This is a genomic window from Spirillospora sp. NPDC048911 (genome assembly GCF_043198015.1).
Classification (GTDB): domain Bacteria; phylum Actinomycetota; class Actinomycetes; order Streptosporangiales; family Streptosporangiaceae; genus Spirillospora.
Genome location: NZ_JBICUD010000009.1, coordinates 432,841 through 451,888 on the forward strand (window position 1 = coordinate 432,841; position 19,048 = coordinate 451,888).

Here is a 19,048-nt window from a genome sequence, read left to right on the forward strand (position 1 = left end):
TTGGTTCCTCTGGTTCAGTCCTCGAACCCGACCCAGTGGGTGGGCTTCTCGACGGCGCCGCGTTCCTGGGCCTGGGCGAGCTTTCCGGCCATCCAGTCGAACTCGGCGATGGGCACGGTCTCGCCGCCCAGCCCGGCCATGAACGAGGTGACCAGCGGCCGGCCGTGGGGGGAGTGGAACAGCGCGGTCGTCACGTCCAGCGACAGGATGCCGCCGTAGCTGGCGCCGCCGAGCCCCAGGTTGGTCTCCACGACGCCGACGGCCTTCACCCCGCGCAGCGCCTTCTGCAGATCCTCGGTGGGGAACGGCCGGACCCACATCAGCCGCGCCATGCCCGCCTTGACGCCCCGCGCCCGCAGCCGCTGGATCGCGGCCCGGCACGTCACCGAGTGCCCGCCGGAGATGACGAACGCGATCTCGGCGTCGTCCAGCAGGTACTCCTCGACGAAGTGGGCGTAGCGGCGGCCGAACACCTCGGCGAACTCATCGGTGCGCCGACGGATGACCGGAATGGCCGTCTCCATCGCCCGCGCCCGCTCCAGCTGCAACGGCGGCCCCTGCGCCGGGTGGATCTGCGCGCCGTGCGACACCGGGTGCCGCGGGTTGAGCGGGAACGGCAGGTTGTACGGCGGCAGGTAGCGGTCCACTTGCTCGGCCGAGGGCATCTCCACCTCGCCGGCGATGTGCGAGACGAAGTAGCCGTCCTGGACGATCATCTGGGGCAGCAGCACCCGCGGGTCCTCGCCGATGGCGTAGCCGATCAGCGTCTTGTCGAAGACCTCCTGCGGGGTCGCCGCCCAGCCCAGCAGCCAGCCCATGTCGCGGGTGCACAGCGCGTCGGTGTGCTCGGAGCCGAAGTCGCCGGGCGGGTCGAGGGTGCGGTCGGCGATCGCCATCTGGATCGGGATCCGCGCGCCCGAGGTGATCGAGTACATCTCGTACCCGTAGGTCACCCCGACGCCGGACGAGCCCGTGTACGCCCGAGCCCCGCACGACCCGGCGCCGAACGCGGCCGAGAGCTGGGCGTGCTCGCCGTCGGCGTGCAGGTACTCGGCGTCCAGGACGCCGTCGGCGATGAACTGCGCCAGGTTCATCATGATCGCGGTGTACGGGCGGATCGGGTAGGCGGTGACCACGTCGACGTTGGCGTACAGCGCGCCGTACGCCGCCGCCGCGCAGCCGTTCAGCCGCACCCGGGTGCCCGCGGCGTTCCGCAGGAACGCCTCGCCCTCGGGGGTGCGCTCGCCCCGTGCCAGCCAGGCGGGCCCGTTCGCGTGGACGGTCGTCACCTCGGCGGGAGGGGCCTCGCGAATGGTCGTCATCGGCTCACACCTTCCGGGCGGCGTCGTAGGCGGCGGTCTGCTCCTCGATGAGGCGGGCGATCGGCGGGGACTGCTCGGCGTGCGCGCCGTCGTGGGTGGCGAACGCGGTCTCCATGCGGACCACCGCGTCCGGCTCGTCGAAGTCCATCTCGGGCGCCTTCTCCAGGCAGCCGGTCGGGCACTCCTGCACGCACACCAGGCAGCCCTTGCAGTACGGCAGCCGGATCTCGTACTCGCCGTTCTCCCGGGCACCGCGCATCACGCTGACGTCGGGGCAGACGAGATAGCAGTTGTCGCAGCCGTTGCAGACGCCGCAGCTCATGCACCGGTCAGACTCGGCCACCGCCTCCTCGCGGCTGTAGGCGAGGGTGACCTCGACCTTCTGCCCCCTCCGGCGCTCCTCGGGCGGGGTCACCGGCGCCTCCATGCGCGGTGCCTTGGGGAAGTACGCGGTGTTCAGCCGCTCGTAGGGCATGATCTCGACCGGCTCGGGCTCCTCGGGCCCGGCATCGCGCAGCAGGGCGTCGATGTTGAGCGCGGCCCGCTTGCCGTCGCCGAGCGCGTCCACCACCATGGACGGCCCGCGCGCCACGTCCCCGCCGACGAACACGGTGGACCCGGCCCGGCCGTATCCGTCGCTCTTCACCAGACCGTTCTCGACCATCTCGGGTGCTAGCCAATCCAGTTGCTGCACTTGACCGATCGCCACCATCACGGTGTCGCAGGCGACCTCGCGTTCGGTGCCGGGGATCATCTCGGGCACGACGCGTCCGGCCTCGTCCTTGGTCAGCCGCGCGTCGCACAGCACGGCGCCGGTGACCACGCCGTCCTCGCCGAGGACGCGGGCGACCGCGGTGTTGGTGGCGTACCGCACCCGCTCCTCGCGGCCCTGCTCCAGATCCTCCTGGACGATCAGCAGCTCGTCCGGCGACTCCAGCGACACGATGGTCGCCTCGCCGCCGCCGAGCCGGATGGCCGAGCGGGCGGCGTCGGACGCGGTGTTGCCGCCGCCGACCACCAGCACCTCGCGGCCGACCTTGACCGGCCGGTTCAGCCCGGCCTCGCGCAGGAACTCCATCGCCCCGACGACCCCGCGCAGGTCGGCGCCCTCGATACCGAGCCGCCGTCCCACGTCCTGGCCGAGGCCGAGGAAGACGGCGTCATAGTCGTTCACCAGATCGTCGACGCACACCCCCTCACCGACCCGTACGCCGCAGCGGATCTCGATCCCGCCCAGCCCTTCGATCTTGGCGATCTCGGCATCAAGGATCTCTTCGGGCAGATGCCAATGCGGGATCCCGGCCCGGAGCATCCCGCCGGGCCGGGGCAGCGCCTCGTAGATCACGCTCGAGTGCCCGCGCCGCCGCAGGTGGTACGCGCAGGCCAGGCCCGCCGGACCGGACCCCACGATGGCGACGCGCCGCCCGGACAGCGGGGGCACGGCAACCGGATTCTCGGCCAGCTGCAATCCGAAGTCGCCCAGGAACCGCTCCACGCTCCGGATCCCGATCGGCTCGTCATGGAACCCCCGATTGCAAGCCGTCTCGCACGGGTGGTAACAGACGCGGCCGGTCACCGACGGCATCGGGTTGTCTTCCAGAATGGTCAGGTACCCGTCCAGGTACCGCTCGTGCTTGACGTAGTCGAGGTACTTCTGGATCTGCTCGCCGGTCGGGCAGGCGTTGTTGCACGGCGGAGTCTTGTCCTTGTACACGGGCCGGAACGAGCGGAAGTTGCCGGTGGGGAAGAGCCGCTGCCCCTCCTCCTCGGTGGGCGGCGGGGTCACTCCGGCGATGGGGAGTCGCAGATGCGCCGGGACCCGGGTGCCACGGACGGACATGGGAGCCCTCCTCAGACGGCGGAACGGGAAAGGACGCGGTACTGGTCGGCGCCGCGCAGCAGAGCCTCACGGTCGGCGACGACGTCCGCCACCGCCTCGATCGGCAGAACCCCCGTCTCGGCGACCAAGGCGCCCAGCACCGGGGCGGCGACGCCCATGCCGATCGCCAGCCGTTCCACCGCGCCCTCGGTGGACATGCGGTCGAACGCGAGCTCCGACAGGTCGCGGACGAACATCCACGGACTCGACCCTCGCTGCTCGGCGAGCCCCACGGCGTCGACGACCACCAATTTGGCGAGCTTGTCCAGCATGTGCTCCGGCAGGAACTTCAGCAGATATTCAGGCTCCCGCGCGGAGTTGACGACCAGCACACCCTCACCGGGCCGGGTGCCCCGGAAGAAGTTGACGGCCTTGACGATGGTCTCTTCGATCAGCACCACCCAGTCGGGGTGCGGGTTCTCGTAGACGAACCGATCCTCGATCGGCTGGTCCGCCAGCCGCGCGTACCGGCGGACGAGGCAGTTGGTCCTGTCGGGGTCGTCGACGTAGTCGCTGACGTTCTCCGCGTGGTAGCCCAGGGACCGCGCCGTCGCGGCGACGCACGAGGAGACGTCGCGCGCCTCCTTGTCCATGATGATCCCCCGAGACCAGACGGTGAGCTCGTGGTACACGAGGCCTCCCTAGATCGGTATACCGTCGCCGGGATACAGGACATCGTATACCGACACCAAGGGATGACAACCCCCAAAAATCAACGTGGCAGGGTGAGGGGATGGACTACGTCTCCCAGTTCCATCGCGAGGTGCTGGCGTTCGAGGCAGCGGCCCGCTCCACCATCGGCCCCTCCCCGGCGCCCCTGATCCCGTCCTGCCCCGGCTGGTCGATGGCGGATCTGGTCCTTCACCTGGGCGGGGTGCACCGCTACCTGTCCCACGTCATCGAGGGACGACTGCAGAAACCTCCGGACCCCTCCGACCTCAGCCTGCTCAGCTTGCCCGCGGACGTGCGCGGTTGGCCGCGGCCGGAGCGCGCGCCCCATCACGGACCGGTGCCGGAAGGCCTGATCGACTGGTTCGCGGAGGGCGCCGCCGTCCTGGAGTCGCTTCTTGCAACCAGTGACCCCGACACGGCCGTCTGGACCTGGTCCACAGAGCAGACCGTCGGATTCTGGCAGCGCATGCAGAGCATCGAAGCCGCCGTACACCGCTGGGACGCCGAGAACGCCATCGGAACGGCCCAGCCGATCGACGCCGCGCCGGCAGCCGACGCCGTCCGCCAGACGTTCGAGGTCATGGCGCCGGCCCGGCGAGCCTGGACGCAGGCACCGCCCGGCTCAGGAGAGAGTTACCGCTTCCGCCAGACCGACGGCCCCACCGACCTGCGCGTACGTTTCGAAGCCGCCAACATCCACATCGACCAAGACACAGGCCCCTGCGACGTCGAACTGACCGGCACAGCGTCAGACCTGATGCTCTTCCTCTGGCAAAGACTGCCCGCCGACCAACTCGAAGTGGACGGCGACCCCCAATTGCCAGATCGCTACTTCACCCTCGTCCCTCCGGTATGACCGCCCTCGTCAACGACGCCCATTCGGCGGCGGTGAGCTCCAGGATCGGGCCGGTGCCGCCCTGCTTGCTGTCGCGGATGCCGATGGTGCCGTCCGTGGCCTGCCCAACTTCGACACAGTGCCCGTTGGGCTCGCTGCGGCGTGACTTGCGCCAGCCGGAGTAATGCTTGGTCATGTTTCCGATCCTGCCTGTTCGGTCAGCCGATCGGCCACCCGGTCGAGAAAGGCGATGCTGTCGCCGGGGGACAGTGCGGCTTCCCGGAGGCGGTCGTACATACCGGTATACCGCGCGACTTCCTTGCGTTGAGTGAGAACGAGGTCAGTGGTGACACCGTCGACCACCACCACTGCCGGGTCGGTTGGATCGGCGAACGTGTAGATGTGGAACGAGGACTTGGGGAGGAAACCGCCCTCTATGCGAGCGTCGTGGGGGAGGATGCGGACGGTGATTCGTCCCTCTGCGGAGACCGCGGTCGTCAGGCGCCGAAGCTGGGTCGCCATGGCCTCTGGCGGCACGGCCAGCCGGTGGATCACGCACTCGTCCAGCACGGCCTCGTAGGAAGGACCGTCGGGGCGGAGCAGTTCGCGCTGCCGGTTCGCGCGGGCGTCGGCCATCCGTGCCGGGTCGTAGTCGATCTTTCCCTGGCACCGGTCGAGCTCGATCAAAGCTGTGATGAACTCGGGGCTCTGCAGGACTCCCGGCATCGCGGTCTGGTCGTAGCTGCGAATGGTCTCGGCGCTGTGTTCGAGATCGGCGGCGAGTTTCTGGCGCGGTCCCATGGACATCCCGTAGCGGTCCCACCATCCCTTTTCGGCGGCTTCTCGAGCGAGCTGGAATACCTTGTCGTGCTGGCGACCGGTGATGTCGAGGGTCTCGAGCATGTTCAGGATGTCGTGCAGGTCCGGGCGCATCTGCCCGTTCTCCAGCCGGGTGATCTTTGACGGGGACTGGTGGATGAGCCGCGCCAGACCGTCGACGGTCAGGTCGCGCTCGTCGCGGATCTTGCGAAGCTCGACGGCGAGTTGCCGTCGGCGGATGTAGGCGCTGGGCATGGCACCTCTTCCCTTGACGAGCCGTTGGTCGCGCTGCGTGCGGATCAATAACTTTGCGCGACCGGCCCGGGGTGTGCAACGGGATTGCCGAACGTGGCAGATATTCGGGGCTGCGAAATTTGGGGCCGCGACTTTTGCCCACCCGGAGTTGGTGGCACCGATCCGCGCTCGCCCTGATTCGCCGTCGGATGGCCTCATTGGGCGGTTCTTCAGGCGCGAAAGCCTCCTCGCGATGACGATGGGCTTGAGAACGAGCGGCAGGACCGCTTGATTCGACTCCCGTCTTCCCCCGAGGTGCCCCGATGTCCCTTGCGATGCTGTTCGCCCCCGACCCCGCCGCGCTGCTCTGGCGGCGGTCGTTCCCCGGTGAGACCGTTCAGGCCGCGGCCGCCCGTCGTTTCGTCGCGGCGCTGCTGGACGGCTGCGACCTGCTCGACGATGTGCTGCTGGCCACCGACGAGATGGTGGTCAACGCGCTGCGGCACACCAAGTCGGGCTCTCCCGGCGGCACGTTCACGGTCGAGATCGGACGCAGGGAGGCCGCCATCGTCGTCGGCGTGAGAGACGAGGGCGGCCCGACCGAGCCCGCCGTCGTCGACGCGGACGAGTACGCCGAGTCTGGGCGAGGGCTGCGGACGATCTCCACCCTGGCCACGGGATGGGGCTGGTTCGGCAACGAGCAGGCCCGTACCGTCACGGCGGTGTTCGGCGTCTCCTGGGTCACCGCCGCATAAGGGCCTTCAACGGCGTCCCCATCCATCGCCTGACACGCTGCCATCTCCCAGGCTTGGCAGGAGGCGGCGGCTTGGGTGTCAATGGTCGCTGTGACGCTGCTTTGTGACGTTCCCGCTGCTCCGCACCACCGACATCCTCCAGAAGGCTTTGCGCCTTCCGGTCGACGACGTGGGTAAAGGCTTGCTGGGAGTATCCGAAGATCACTGCCCACGCGATGATCTGTGCGGAGCTGTCGAGGGCGCTGAGCCCGGGGACGAATTCGCCGCTCAGCAGCAGCAAGCCCAGCAGTGCGGTCAGCGTTCCCAGCGCCAGTTTGAGGAACGCCAGGGTGGCGGGCAGGCTGTAGGGAGTACTGGTGCCGCGAACTTTGCGAAGTGCGGTGGCGGAGGCGACTGCTCCGGCGACCAGACCCAGGAGCTCGATCAGCGGAACGTCCCAAGCGTTTACCGTGCCGACCATGACCGTGTCCAGCTTCTCCGGGGACGGCAGGGGGGACTGATCCGTCGGGCAGACGACCAGCGAGGTCGACTTAGTTGCTCCGGGCTCGACCTTTGTCGGCTGGAAGCACACCGGCAATTTCTCCGGCGTGATCGACCCTAATACGCAGAGTCCAGCTGCCAGGAGCAACAGCACAAGCGCGGAGAGCAGGAGAAGATTGCGGAAGCTGCGTAGGCGCATCTGCTCGTTGCGGGCCTCGGCCATCGCTCCATGTACTGCGGAGATCAGTTGCTCTTTGTAAGGCGGCTGGGGCGGGGGAGTTGAGGTGCGGGCCGCCGGAGCGGTGTGCGCCGACATCCGCTCTGCTTCCAGCGCCAGATCCAGGTCCACGCATCGCGGATCGCTCGGCACGAGGTGTTGCCGGATGTAGCTGACAAGTGCCGCTGTCTGGCCATTGACGTACTCTGCCGGCGCGGCCCGGAGGACGAATACCTCGGCCGCGTCCAGATGGGCGTGCACCCGTTGGACTGCTGACCCGTTCAGCCTCCTCAGCAAGCCACGCTGCTCCAGGGCCTCGCGCACGCGGCCAAGTTCCTTCTCGGCTCCGCGCAGCAATTTCTCGTCCGTGATGTTCTCTTTATCGCGCATGGAGCAGACAAGAATTTCAAGCTCGCAGACCCGGGCTAAAGATTCTTCACGCCACGAGCTGGTGAATTTCGCCGGATCGAATGTCATCTGGTTTTTAGGGGGTGAGGGCGGCTTGGTCTACTACGTCGGTCAGGCGTTCTCGGTGGCGGTAGGCGGCGCGTTGGTGGTCGGCGCCTGTGCCCGTGGTCAGGAGGCGCCGCAGGCCGGTGGTCGCGTAGTCGAGGTCGCCGTTGTCCTCAAGGGCGTCGTGGACGTGGGTGAGGAGGGCGGTGGCCAGGTCGCGCTGGGCGGCGGGTTTGCCGGTGAACGGATTGATGCCCTTGCCGGAGAGGCCGTCGCGGGCCGCGAGCCAGTAGGCGGCGCGCAGGATCTCGGGTTGGGGGTCGGGGGTGGGGGCGTTTCCCTCGATGGCGGTGACCGACTGCTGGACGAGGGCACGGACGAGGGCGGCGAAGAGCACGGCGTCGTCCGCGGTCAATGCGACGTCAGCGAGTCGTATCTCGATGGTCGGGAAGCGGGTGGACGGGCGGACGTCCCAGAAGAGGGTCGCCGGGTCCATGAGGGCGCCGCAGTCGAGGAGCTTTTCCACGGTCTCGTCAAAGTGGGCCAGGGAACGGAAGCAGGGGGGCGGCCCGGCGACGGGCCAGCGCGCCCAGGCCATCACCCGCCAGCAGACGTGGCCCGTGTCGCGGCCCGCCCAGTAGGGGGAGTTGGCCGAGAGTGCGAGGAGGGTGGGGAGCCAGGGGCGAAGGTGGTTGCTCACTTCGACGGCCAGGGCGCGGTCGGCTATGCCTACGTGGACGTGGCAAGAGCAGATGCTCATATCGTCGTCTAGCGCTCGGTAGTGCGCGAGGCTGTCGGCATAGCGGGGGCCCTGGCTGATGGGCGGCGGGATCGGGTCGCCTAGGACAGGGGTGCCTGTCGCGACCAAGAGTGTGTTTTCGGTGGCGGCGGCGGACGCCATCGTGGCGCGCATCGACCGGATCTGCTCGTCGAGCTTGGTGAGGTCGTCGCAGGGCGAGGTCTTCGCCTCGGCCGAGGAGGCGACCAGCTCGGTGGAGACGCGGTCGCCGAGGCCGGCGGACGCGCGCGCGACGACCGCCGGGGCGCGGGGGACCACCCGCCGCGACATCGGGTCGACGACGAAATACTCCTCTTCGACGCCGAATCTGAGGGCCATCCCACCACCTCTGCTCCGGTCGCCGTAGGCGGCCACGCCCTCACGACGTTACGTGGTGGGAAAGGGCTTCGCCAGCCGCCCGGGCCCGGAGAAGATCATGACGGGCGCGGGCGGCCGGAGATCGTCAGTGCCGCGGTTCGTCCACGACGACGTCGGTCATGATGTCGACGGCCCAGGCGACCGCGCAGCCGGCCAGCACGATCGCCGAGCCGCCCCAGAACATTGGCCAGTTCGGGCCGAGGACGAGCGCCACGCCGCCGATGGCGAAACCGATGAAGATGATCGTCACCGCTACCCAGGACTTCGGCCGTCCCGCGTGGCTTCCACTCGACATGCGTGCTACCTCTTAGTTCGTCAACGGACCCTGCCGCCGAGAACCTTAGCAACGGGCGTGCCCGAGCCTGATCCGGGGTTAGGGCCCGGGTTGTCCGGGCATTGTGGCGTACGTCATAGACTGGCTGGTCAAGGGGACCCCACTCGCAATGACAAGTACGCGCTCGCTTACCATCCCTGCCATGACGGTGCCGCCTGAAGAACTCGACCTGGCCGCCGCCTTCCCTCCGGCTGAGCGGGACCGGTGGCGGGAGATGGTGAAGGGTGTGCTGCGCAAGTCCGGCGCAGCGGCCGACGACACGCCCCTGGACGAGATCGAGGGGTTGCTGACCCGCGACTCCTATGACGGCGTCCCGATCGCCGCCCTCTACACCGGGGACGACACCTACACCGGGGACGACACCGCGCCAGGCCGCCCCGGGCTGGCCCCGTACGTGCGCGAGGTGCGTCCAGAGGGCGAGGGCCTGGCGGGCTGGGACGTACGGCAGCGCCACGTCCATCCTGATCCCGCCGTCACGCGGAAGGCGATCCTCGCCGACCTTGAGAACGGCGCGACGTCGGTATGGCTCACGCTCGGCGCGGGAGGCCTGCCTGTGGCGGCGCTGTCCCGGGCGCTGGACGGCGTGTTCCTCGACCTGGCACCGATTGTCCTGGACGCGGGCGGCGACACCGTTGAGGCAGCCAAAGTTTTCCTCGCGCTGGCCAAGGAGAATGGCAATGCGGCGGAGGTCTCCGGCAACCTGGGAGCCGATCCGCTGGGCTTGAGGGCGCGCGCCGGTGGACCTGACGTGGCCCTGGGATGGGCCGCTGAGCTGGCCGCGCGATGCGTCCGGGAGTTCCCCAGGTTGCGGGCGATCACCGTGGACGGCACCGTCTACCACGACGCGGGCGGCGGCGACGCGGAAGAGCTCGGCGCCGCCGTGGCCGCCGGGGTCGCCTACCTGCGAACGCTCACCGAGGCGGGGCTGAGCGTCGACGAGGCGTTCGGGCAGCTGGAGTTCCGGCTGGCGGTCAACGCCGACCAGTTCCTCTCGATCGCCAAGCTGCGCGCCGCGCGGCGGTTGTGGCAGCGGGTCGCCGAGGTGAGCGGGGCCGCCGAGGGCACGGTCATGAAGATCCACGCGGTCACGTCGTCGGCGATGATGACCCGCCGCGATCCGTGGGTGAACATGCTGCGCACCACCGTGGCGACGTTCGCGGCCGGGGTGGGCGGCGCCGACGCGGTCACCGTCCAGCCGTTCGACGCCAGGCTCGGGCTGCCCGACGACTTCGCCCGGCGGATCGCGCGCAACACCCAGACGCTGCTCCTGGAGGAGTCGAGCCTGGCGCGCGTGGTCGACCCGGCGGGCGGCTCCTGGTACGTGGAGCGGCTCACCGAGGAGCTCGCGCAGGCCGCGTGGACGTGGTTCACCGAGATCGAGAAGGCCGGGGGAGCGGCCGCGGCGCTCGGCTCGGGGCTGATCGCCGACCGCCTGGCCGCGACCTGGGCGCGCCGCCGCAAGGACCTCGCGCGCCGGAAGGCACCGCTCACCGGAGTCAGCGAGTTCCCCAACATCAACGAGAAGCTGCCGCAGCGAGAGCCGGCCCCCGATCAGCCGGACGGCGGGCTTCCGCAAGTGCGGTACGCGCAAGACTTCGAGACCCTGCGGGACCGATCGGACGCGCACGCCGAGGCGACCGGTGCCCGTCCCAAGGTCTTTCTGGCCACGCTAGGGCCGATCGCCGTGCACACCGCGCGCGCCTCGTTCGCCGCCAATCTCTTCCAGGCAGGCGGCATTGAGACCGTCAGCGGGCCACCTGAAGACTTCGCCGATAGCGGCGCGAAGGTCGTCTGCCTCTGCTCCAGTGACAAGTTGTACGCCGAGCAGGCGGAAGATGCCGCACGGACGCTGAAGGACGCGGGCGCGGTCAAAGTTTGGCTCGCGGGCAAGGGAACCTATGACGGGGTGGACGCGCACGTCTTCGCCGGATGCGACACGGTCGAGGTACTGGAGACCACCCTCCGTGATGTCGGAGTGGGCACCGATGCTGGAGTGGGCACCGATCTGGGAGTGAGCAGCCGATGATCCCCGATTTCGCCGAGATCGAGCTCGGGGCGCCGGGCTCCGCCGACGACGCCGCCAAGCGGTGGCGCGCGGCCGTCACCGAGGCGACCGGGCAGGACCCGGACGCCCAGACGTGGGACACGCCCGAGGGCATCGGCGTCCGGCCCCTCTACACCGGCGACGACCTCGCCGGGCTGGACTTCCTCGACACCTATCCCGGCATCGCCCCGTACCTGCGCGGCCCGTACCCCGCCATGTACGCGACGCAGCCATGGACGATCCGCCAGTACGCGGGGTTCTCCACCGCCGAGGAGTCCAACGCGTTCTACAGGCGCAACCTCGCCGCAGGGCAGAAGGGCCTGTCGGTCGCGTTCGACCTGGCCACGCACCGCGGCTACGACTCCGATCACCCGCGTGTGGCGGGCGACGTCGGCATGGCCGGGGTCGCGATCGACTCGATCTACGACATGCGGCAGCTCTTCGACGGCATCCCGCTGGACGAGATGAGCGTGTCGATGACCATGAACGGCGCGGTGCTGCCCGTCCTCGCGCTCTACATCGCCGCCGCCGAGGAGCAGGGGGTGGCGCCCGAGCAGCTGGCCGGGACCATCCAGAACGACATCCTCAAAGAGTTCATGGTCCGCAACACCTACATCTACCCGCCGTCGCCGTCGATGCGGATCATCTCCGACATCTTCGCGTTCACGTCGCAGCGCATGCCGAAGTACAACTCGATCTCGATCTCCGGCTACCACATCCAGGAGGCCGGGGCCACGGCCGACCTGGAGCTGGCCTACACACTCGCCGACGGCGTCGAGTACATCCGGGCGGGCCGGGAGGCGGGTCTCGACATCGACGCGTTCGCGCCGCGGCTGTCGTTCTTCTGGGCGATCGGCATGAACTTCTTCATGGAGGTCGCCAAGCTGCGCGCGGCACGGTTGCTGTGGGCCAAGCTGGTCAAACGGTTCGATCCGCAAAACGCGAAGTCGCTCAGCTTGCGCACCCACTCGCAGACGTCGGGGTGGTCGCTGACAGCGCAGGACGTCTTCAACAACGTCGCGCGTACCTGTATCGAGGCGATGGCGGCGACGCAGGGCCACACCCAGTCGCTGCACACCAACGCCCTGGACGAGGCACTCGCGCTGCCTACGGACTTCTCCGCCCGCATTGCCCGCAACACGCAACTGCTGCTCCAGCAGGAGTCCGGTACCACCCGCACCATCGACCCTTGGGGCGGCAGCGCTTACGTCGAACGCCTCACCTACGACCTGGCGCGGCGTACGTGGGCCCACATCGAAGAGGTCGAAGAGGCCGGGGGCATGGCCAAGGCCATCGACGAGGGACTCCCCAAGCTGCGCATCGAAGAGGCCGCCGCCCGCACCCAGGCGCGCATCGACTCGGGCCGCCAGCCGGTCATCGGCGTCAACAAGTACCGCCCGGACGCCGACGAGCAGATCGAGGTCCTCAAGGTCGACAACGCGTCGGTGCGCGCCCAGCAGATCGAGAAGCTGCGGCGCCTGCGCGAGGAACGTTCGGAGGACGGCACGCGGGCGGCCCTGGCGGCGCTCAGCAACGCCGCGCAGGCCGCAGAGGACGGCACACGTCCCGACGACCTCGCCCACAACCTGCTCGCGCTCGCCATCGACGCCGCCCGCGCCAAGGCGACCGTAGGCGAGATCTCCGACGCGCTGGAACGGGTGTACGGGCGGCACGCCGCGCAGATCCGTACGATCTCTGGCGTGTACCGGGAGGAGGCAGGCCAGGTGAGCGCCATCGAGAAGGCCCGTGCCGCGACCGCCGGGTTCGAGGCGGCCGAGGGGCGGCGGCCGCGCATCCTGGTCGCCAAGATGGGCCAGGACGGCCACGACCGCGGCCAGAAGGTCATCGCCACCGGCTTCGCCGACCTCGGCTTCGACGTGGACGTGGGCCCGCTGTTCCAGACCCCCGGCGAGGTCGCCCGCCAGGCCGTCGAGGCCGACGTGCACATCGTCGGCGTCAACTCGCTCGCCGCCGGGCACCTGACCCTCGTGCCCGCGCTGCGCGAGGAGCTCGCCGCCCTGGGCCGCGACGACATCATGATCGTCGTCGGCGGCGTCATCCCGCCGCAGGACTTCGACGAGCTCCGCGCCGCCGGGGCCGCGGCGATCTTCCCGCCCGGCACCGTCCTCGCGGACGCGGCGCTCGGCCTGCTGGAGGAGCTGTCGGCCAAGCTGGGACACGCCGCGTGAGCCGGACGTGAACTCACTCGACGACTACGTCAAGGGGGTGCGGGAGGGCTCCAGGGCGTGGATCGCGCGTTCGATCACGCTCGTGGAGTCCAGCCGCCCCGACCACCGGGAGCTCGCCCAGCGCCTCCTGGTCGAGCTGACGCCGCACGCCGGAGGGGCCCGGCGGGTCGGCATCACCGGCGTGCCCGGCGTCGGCAAGTCCACGTTCATCGACGCGCTCGGCACCGCCCTCACCACGGACGGGCACAAGGTGGCGGTGCTCGCCGTCGACCCGTCCTCCACCCGCACGGGCGGCAGCATCCTCGGCGACAAGACGCGCATGAACCGCCTCGCCGTCGACCCGGACGCCTTCATCCGGCCCTCGCCGACCGCCGGGACGCTGGGCGGTGTCGCCAAGGCCACCCGCGAGGCGATGGTGGTGATGGAGGCGGCCGGATACGACATCGTCCTCGTCGAGACGGTCGGCGTCGGCCAGTCGGAGACCGCCGTCGCCGAAATGGTCGACTCGTTCCTCTTCCTCACCCTCGCCCGCACCGGCGACCAGCTGCAGGGCATCAAGAAGGGCGTCCTGGAGCTCGCCGACGTGATCGCCGTCAACAAGGCGGACGGCGAGCACGCGATGGAGGCCAAGAAGGCGGCCCGCGAGCTGTCCGGCGCACTCCGCCTCCTGCGCAGCGACGAACGCGTGCGCGACATCCCCGTCCTGACGTGCAGCGCCAAGGAGAACACCGGCCTCGACACGATCTGGCAGCACATCGTCGACCATCAGGACCGCCTCAAGGAGACCGGCGAGCTCGACGAACGCCGCCGCCGCCAGCAGATCGGCTGGACGTGGGCGATGGTCCGCGACCGGCTGCTGACCGAACTGCACGAGCACCCGGCCGTACGAGAGGCCGCCCCAGACCTGGAGGCACAGGTCGCGGAGGGGACGCTCACCCCCGCTCTGGCGGCCGAAACCATCCTCGCGGCGTTCACTCGGCGGCCTTGAGGGCGGATCCTGGCCGGATTCGGGTCATGGGTTAGGCCGGGTGAGGCTCGTGACCGCTCGGAATCCGCTACAAATGGCGGATGGACGTCATCGTGGTCGATGATCCGACGGACGAACAGATCCGGCAGTGGCACGCCGTGCTCCTCGCGGTTCACGGCGCGGAGCCGGCCGGGGACCCCGCCCCCGGGCCGGAGCACACGGCCGCCTGGCTGCTGGGCGCCGAACAGGGCTCCCGGCAGCGGTTCTGGGCGGCCGTGGAGGGCGACGAGATGATCGCCGTGGCCGCGCTCAGGCTGCCCGGGGAGCCCGGCGCCGACCGGCCCGGCGAGATCGACATCCGGGTCCGGCCGGAGCGGCGCCGCGCCGGGATCGGCACCCGCCTGCTCACCGAGGCCGCCGAGGGCCTGCGCGGGGACGGCCGTACGAGCGTGCTGGCCCAAGTATCTGCCGGCACCCCGGCGATACCGTTTCTGGAGTCGCATGGATTCCACTGCGTCCTGACCCTGAGCGGGCTCCTGCTGCACCTGGACGACGTCCCGGCGGAACGGGTAGCCGCGCTCGTGGCGGCGGGCCCGCCTGGCTACGACCTCGTCCGCTGGCAGGGCGTAGTGCCCGACGAGTACGCCGCCGCCCTGGCGCGCGCCAAGCACGCGATGGCAGACATGTCCGCCTATGAGGGCGCGCCGTGGGACGCCGACCGGGTCCGCGAGATGGCCGAGATGGTCAACAAGCGAGGGGACGACCTCTACACGGTCGCCGCCGTCCAGGGCACCACCGTCGCCGGCTTCACCGAGATCGTGGTGCCCGCGCTGGGCCCGGAACGCGCCGCCCAGTACGACACCGCCGTCGTCCCCGAGCACCGCGGGCGCAGGCTGGGCATCTGGGTCAAGGCGGCGATGCTCGAATGGCTGCGGCGGGAGCGCCCGGAGGTCCGCGAGATCGAGACCGACAACGCGGGCGACAACGTGCACATGCTGGCCGTCAACGAAGAACTGGGCTTCCGCCGCCAGTGCGAGTCCCGCGAGTACCAGGCCGCCGCCGGCGACCTCCCGGGCTGAGTTATCCACAGAATCCCGCTCTAGTGCGCGGGCCCCGCCCGTCATCGAACCTGGTCCTACCCGCGGTCCGCCCGGACCGCCGAAGTAGGAGGTATCGATGGTGACGACGCGTTTCCTGGTGGCGGCCGACGAGAGCGCCACCCCTGACCTCGCCCATCTCCGCAAGGCCCTTCCCGACACCCCCTTAGCCCAGACGGCCCGAGCCCTCCTGGGCTCACCGCAGCTGACCATCGACGCTGCAAGCACCGCACCCACCCGCTGGAGCCCTCGCCTTCTCCGCCTGGGCGGCGTCCCTGACGGCCTCCAACGTGTGATCAAGGCCCGCCACCACATCCTCGTCCATTCCACGGCCGCGCCCTCAGACCAGCCCCGGCACGCCCAGGCGGCCCGCCTCGTGGCCAGGGTCCTCGCCACCGTGATGAGCGGCGACCTGGTCGACCTCGACTCCAGCCAGCTCCTCTCCACCTCCACGGAGCCCGACCGTTTCGTCCTGGGCGACGAGTGGATCGGCGTCTTCGTGGCCCTCGCCGAGGGCCGCGACGCCGAGCACTGCGTGCGAGCCGGCACCGCGGGCATGCACCGCTTCGGCCTGCCGGAGATCATGGCCACCGAGGTGCCCTACGGCCACATGCTCACCGCGGCCAACATCCTGCGCGCCCTAGCGTTCAGGCTCCTGTCCGACGGTGCCCTCTCCCGGAACCACCTGCTAGACCCCGACGACCTCCTCCGCTTCTGGGGAGCCCACCCGGCCTACCCAGCCAAACCGCGTCATCCAAACGGCCCAGACCAAGCAATCCGTGCAGACCAAGCGGACCACACAGGCGATGCGGGGGAGGTAGGCCGTGCGGGCGACCCGGGCTATGCGGGCGAGGCAGGCCATGCGGACGATGCGGGTCAGTCGGGCTGGTCGAGTGGGTTGGGGCGCTTGCGATTGCGGTTGGCGCAGTCCGTGTCTGACTGTCCCGGGTGCGACGCGGGGGTGGAGGTCGTGCCGCCTACGTGGCGCGGGGATCCGGTCTGGTGGGAGGGGAGAGCGGGTGCGGCGATGCCCAAGCTGGTGTCCGCGTGACGGCACTGTTTCCGCACCGGCTCGAAATCCGGCGCGAAAATCCGTTGCCCGGGTCAGGCCGGGTGGGCACCCTAATGGTGGTGACGGAAAACCGGAACCCCAGGAATTGTCTGGTCATTCCTCTGTAGTTCAAAGGCAGAACGCCGCACTGTTAATGCGGATATCCAGGTTCGAATCCTGGCGGGGGAGCGGGAGGAGGGGAGGTGGTGGCGGTGACGGTACTCGTCCTGAACGCGTCGTACGAGCCGTTCCAGAAGGTCGACCTGCGGCATGCCATCCGCATGCTGGTGCGCGGGGTGGCAGTCGTGGAGGAGGCGGAGGAGGGCCGGACGTTCGGCCACTTCCCCGTGCCGCGGGTGCTGAGGCTCGTCAGGTACGTCGCCATGCGCTGGAGACACGGCAGGCGCCCGCCATGGAGCAAGCGGGGCGTCTACCTGCGCGACAAGGGGCTCTGCGGCTACTGCGGAAAGCGCGGCCACACGATAGACCACGTGCTTCCGCAGTCGCGCGGTGGCGCCGACACCTGGCACAACACCGTGCTCGCCTGCGGGAAGTGCAACAACCGCAAGGGCAGCCGCACGCCCGAGGAAGCGGGAATGCGGCTGCACCTGGAGCTGCGCATCCCGCGCTGGGAAGAGCTCGTCGGCCTCTGACGCGCTCGAATCCAGCCGCCCGCCACGGGCACCGACCTCGAGACGCACACCTGCCGGACCGTCTCCATTTGGAGCGGTCCGGCTGGCTTTTTCCGGTAGAGTCACCATCCGGTGGCTTCTGTGTGACGCTATGTGTTTAGGGAAGCGTCTGAGGCTAATTGGCCGATTGTGGTAGCGTGCCGCCAATCTTCTGGATGATACGGAGGAGATCGGTGGCGGCCCACGACCCCCTCGGCAGGAAGCGACGCTTCGCCGGTGGACCTTCGCTGCGCAGACGCTGCGCGGCCCTCGCCCTGGTCATGGCGGTCTCCGCGGCGTTGCCCCCGGCGTCCAGCGGCGCCGCCGGCATCCCGGCGAAACCCAAGGACCTCAAGAAGGAGTACGCGAAGCTCAAGAAGCGCGCGGACGCCCTCAACAAGGAATACCGCGGTGAGCTCGTCTCCCTCGACCAGGCCAAGAAGGCCGCCGAGCGGGCCGGGCTGGAGGCCGACAGGCTGACCCGTGACTTCGAGACGGCCCGGGCCGACCTGAGCCGTTTCGCCGCGTCCTCGTACATGAGCGGCAGGTTCGACACCATCCCCATGGTCACCTCCGGTGATCCGAGGTCGGCCATCCGGGACATGACCGTGGTCGAGCACCTCTCCCGCAACACCGGGCGACGCATCGAGAGCCTGGAGACCCTCGCGAGCCAGGCCTCCCGGTCGCGGCAGGCGGCGACCGCCAAGCTGGCCGACGTCCGCAAGGAGATCGACGACCTGGAGGGGCAGCGGGCGCGGGTCAAGAAGCTGCTCGCCAAGTACAAGCCCGAGACCCCCAGCGGCGGCTCCGGCACCCCCGGCCGCCCTGATGGCGCCCCCAAGACCAAGTCCCCGCTCATCGGCCCGTCGATGACGAGCCGAATGCGCACGCTGATGCTGGCCATCGACGGCAAGTACGGGCCGTTCCCCGCGATCGGCTGCTCCCGCCCCGGCGACCCGCAGGACCACGGCTCGGGCACCGCGTGCGACTTCATGGAGAGCACCGGCGGCAAGATGCCGAGCTCCGGCGCCCGCGCCCACGGCGACGCGGTCGCGCAGTTCGTGATCAGTAACGCCTCCCGCTACGGCGTGAAGTACGTGATCTGGCGCCAGCGCATCTACGACATGCGCGGCAGCGGCGGCTGGAAGTCGATGTCCGACCGCGGCAGCATCACCGCCAACCACTACGACCACGTCCACGTCTCAGTCCTCTGACCTTGCCCGCGGCCATGGAGTCCCCTCCCCGGATCCGCGCCGCGAGGCGCGGTGCCCGGAAGGCCGTCCACCTCGGTCGGCTTTGCATGTCGAACACCTGTCGTTGACCTCGAAAAGACCCTAAACTCCAGAACGTGGTCACCAATGACTCTCGGTAGTCGAGCGGTGGCCTGAGAGGTCTCGGGCGGGGGCCCGACGACACCGGGGGGTGACGTACACGATGAACATGCCCGAACGAGAGGCAGCCGACCAGCTGGTCCGGCTCACACGGCTCATCGTCGGCGCCGGGGGCCTGCCCGCGCCGTGGCACGAGGACGGGCCGGGGCCTGAGGAAGCGCGCGTCCTGCGCCACAACCAGGCCGAGCTGACCGCACGCGAGCAGGAGGTGCTCGGCCTCCTGGTGCGCGGTTGGTTCAACCGGCGTCTCGCGGAGATCCTGGAGATCTCCGAGGCGGCGGTCGAGAACCACCTGCGGGCGCTCCTGCGGGATTTCGAGCAGCCGCCGAGCCGCGCCCGGGCCCGGCGGGACAGACCCCCCGGCGCCACTGACCGCCCCTGCACCCGCCGCCGTTCCCCGGCCGTTTGGTAAGGGCGGCCCAGGACACGGCGCAACGGGGCGCGGTGCAGCAGGGCGCGGCGGAGCGGGGGCACAGCGCAGG

Annotated in this window: 18 protein-coding genes and 1 tRNA gene; 11 read left to right on the top strand and 8 right to left on the bottom strand. The window is 69.7% G+C overall.

The genetic code is table 11. The annotated features are described in order from the left end of the window. Window positions 1-14: 14 nt before the first annotated feature. From ACGFNU_RS36555 to ACGFNU_RS36565, 3 genes are read right to left on the bottom strand one after another with little or no spacing between them, the layout of a single operon-like run. On the bottom strand, window positions 15-1,322 hold the full coding sequence (locus tag ACGFNU_RS36555; RefSeq protein WP_392601147.1) for an oxalate oxidoreductase subunit alpha: 1,308 nt from the start codon (window positions 1,320-1,322) through the stop codon (window positions 15-17). A 4-nt stretch (window positions 1,323-1,326) separates the two neighbouring features. Next, on the bottom strand, window positions 1,327-3,162 hold the full coding sequence (locus ACGFNU_RS36560; RefSeq protein WP_392601148.1) for an NAD(P)-binding protein: 1,836 nt from the start codon (window positions 3,160-3,162) through the stop codon (window positions 1,327-1,329). A gap of 11 nt (window positions 3,163-3,173) precedes the next feature. Further along, window positions 3,174-3,833, bottom strand: coding sequence for a hypothetical protein (locus ACGFNU_RS36565; protein WP_392601149.1), 660 nt, complete (start codon window positions 3,831-3,833; stop codon window positions 3,174-3,176). A gap of 101 nt (window positions 3,834-3,934) precedes the next feature. Here ACGFNU_RS36565 and ACGFNU_RS36570 point away from each other — a divergent pair, with 101 nt between their 5' ends. Beyond that, entirely contained in the window at window positions 3,935-4,729 is a 795-nt protein-coding gene (locus tag ACGFNU_RS36570; RefSeq protein ID WP_392601150.1) for a maleylpyruvate isomerase family mycothiol-dependent enzyme, read from the top strand. Here ACGFNU_RS36570 and ACGFNU_RS36575 read toward each other — a convergent pair. Both ACGFNU_RS36575 and ACGFNU_RS36580 read right to left on the bottom strand, forming a co-directional pair. Beyond that, window positions 4,707-4,904, bottom strand: a complete 198-nt coding sequence (locus tag ACGFNU_RS36575; RefSeq protein WP_392601151.1) for a DUF397 domain-containing protein — start codon at window positions 4,902-4,904, stop codon at window positions 4,707-4,709. The genes ACGFNU_RS36570 and ACGFNU_RS36575 overlap by 23 nt on opposite strands. After that, window positions 4,901-5,980, bottom strand: coding sequence for a helix-turn-helix domain-containing protein (locus tag ACGFNU_RS36580; RefSeq protein WP_392601152.1), 1,080 nt, complete (start codon window positions 5,978-5,980; stop codon window positions 4,901-4,903). Before ACGFNU_RS36580 ends, ACGFNU_RS36575 begins: the two co-directional genes overlap by 4 nt. Window positions 5,981-6,084: 104 nt before the next feature. On the opposite strand from ACGFNU_RS36580, the gene ACGFNU_RS36585 reads away from it, so the two are divergent. Continuing rightward, the gene (locus ACGFNU_RS36585; protein WP_392601153.1) at window positions 6,085-6,516 is read left to right on the top strand and encodes an ATP-binding protein; all 432 of its coding nucleotides are present in this window, start codon (window positions 6,085-6,087) and stop codon (window positions 6,514-6,516) included. Here the strand turns inward: ACGFNU_RS36585 and ACGFNU_RS36590 are convergent. From ACGFNU_RS36590 to ACGFNU_RS36600, 3 genes are all read right to left on the bottom strand, one after another. Continuing rightward, window positions 6,503-7,690 carry a hypothetical protein gene (locus ACGFNU_RS36590; RefSeq protein ID WP_392601154.1) on the bottom strand — a complete coding sequence of 396 codons (1,188 nt, stop codon included), beginning with the start codon at window positions 7,688-7,690 and terminating at the stop codon, window positions 6,503-6,505. The genes ACGFNU_RS36585 and ACGFNU_RS36590 overlap by 14 nt on opposite strands. Before the next feature lie 7 nt (window positions 7,691-7,697). Further along, entirely contained in the window at window positions 7,698-8,783 is a 1,086-nt protein-coding gene (locus ACGFNU_RS36595) for a glutamate--cysteine ligase (RefSeq protein ID WP_392601155.1), read from the bottom strand. 124 nt (window positions 8,784-8,907) lie between these two features. Next, on the bottom strand, window positions 8,908-9,117 hold the full coding sequence (locus tag ACGFNU_RS36600) for an HGxxPAAW family protein (protein WP_392601156.1): 210 nt from the start codon (window positions 9,115-9,117) through the stop codon (window positions 8,908-8,910). A gap of 181 nt (window positions 9,118-9,298) precedes the next feature. Here ACGFNU_RS36600 and ACGFNU_RS36605 point away from each other — a divergent pair, with 181 nt between their 5' ends. From ACGFNU_RS36605 to ACGFNU_RS36645, 9 genes are all read left to right on the top strand, one after another. Further along, complete coding sequence (locus ACGFNU_RS36605; RefSeq protein ID WP_392601157.1) at window positions 9,299-11,182, top strand: methylmalonyl-CoA mutase family protein; 1,884 nt, start codon at window positions 9,299-9,301, stop codon at window positions 11,180-11,182. Further along, complete coding sequence (scpA, locus tag ACGFNU_RS36610) at window positions 11,179-13,389, top strand: methylmalonyl-CoA mutase (RefSeq protein ID WP_392601158.1); 2,211 nt, start codon at window positions 11,179-11,181, stop codon at window positions 13,387-13,389. The genes ACGFNU_RS36605 and scpA overlap by 4 nt, the downstream gene beginning before the upstream one ends. A 7-nt stretch (window positions 13,390-13,396) precedes the next feature. Continuing rightward, the gene (meaB, locus tag ACGFNU_RS36615; protein WP_392601159.1) at window positions 13,397-14,377 is read left to right on the top strand and encodes a methylmalonyl Co-A mutase-associated GTPase MeaB; all 981 of its coding nucleotides are present in this window, start codon (window positions 13,397-13,399) and stop codon (window positions 14,375-14,377) included. Window positions 14,378-14,457: 80 nt separating this feature from the next. Then, window positions 14,458-15,435, top strand: a complete 978-nt coding sequence (locus ACGFNU_RS36620; RefSeq protein ID WP_392601160.1) for a GNAT family N-acetyltransferase — start codon at window positions 14,458-14,460, stop codon at window positions 15,433-15,435. Window positions 15,436-15,532: 97 nt separating this feature from the next. Then, entirely contained in the window at window positions 15,533-16,504 is a 972-nt protein-coding gene (locus tag ACGFNU_RS36625; RefSeq protein WP_392601161.1) for a hypothetical protein, read from the top strand. 118 nt (window positions 16,505-16,622) lie between these two features. Further along, a tRNA-Asn gene (locus tag ACGFNU_RS36630) sits at window positions 16,623-16,693 on the top strand. Window positions 16,694-16,710: 17 nt separating this feature from the next. Continuing rightward, entirely contained in the window at window positions 16,711-17,157 is a 447-nt protein-coding gene (locus ACGFNU_RS36635) for an HNH endonuclease (protein WP_392601162.1), read from the top strand. A gap of 212 nt (window positions 17,158-17,369) precedes the next feature. Next, window positions 17,370-18,389: a coiled-coil domain-containing protein gene (locus ACGFNU_RS36640; RefSeq protein WP_392601163.1), complete on the top strand. Its 1,020-nt coding sequence runs from the start codon at window positions 17,370-17,372 to the stop codon at window positions 18,387-18,389. A 226-nt stretch (window positions 18,390-18,615) separates the two neighbouring features. After that, window positions 18,616-18,978 carry a helix-turn-helix transcriptional regulator gene (locus ACGFNU_RS36645; protein ID WP_392601164.1) on the top strand — a complete coding sequence of 121 codons (363 nt, stop codon included), beginning with the start codon at window positions 18,616-18,618 and terminating at the stop codon, window positions 18,976-18,978. Window positions 18,979-19,048 lie beyond the last annotated feature (70 nt).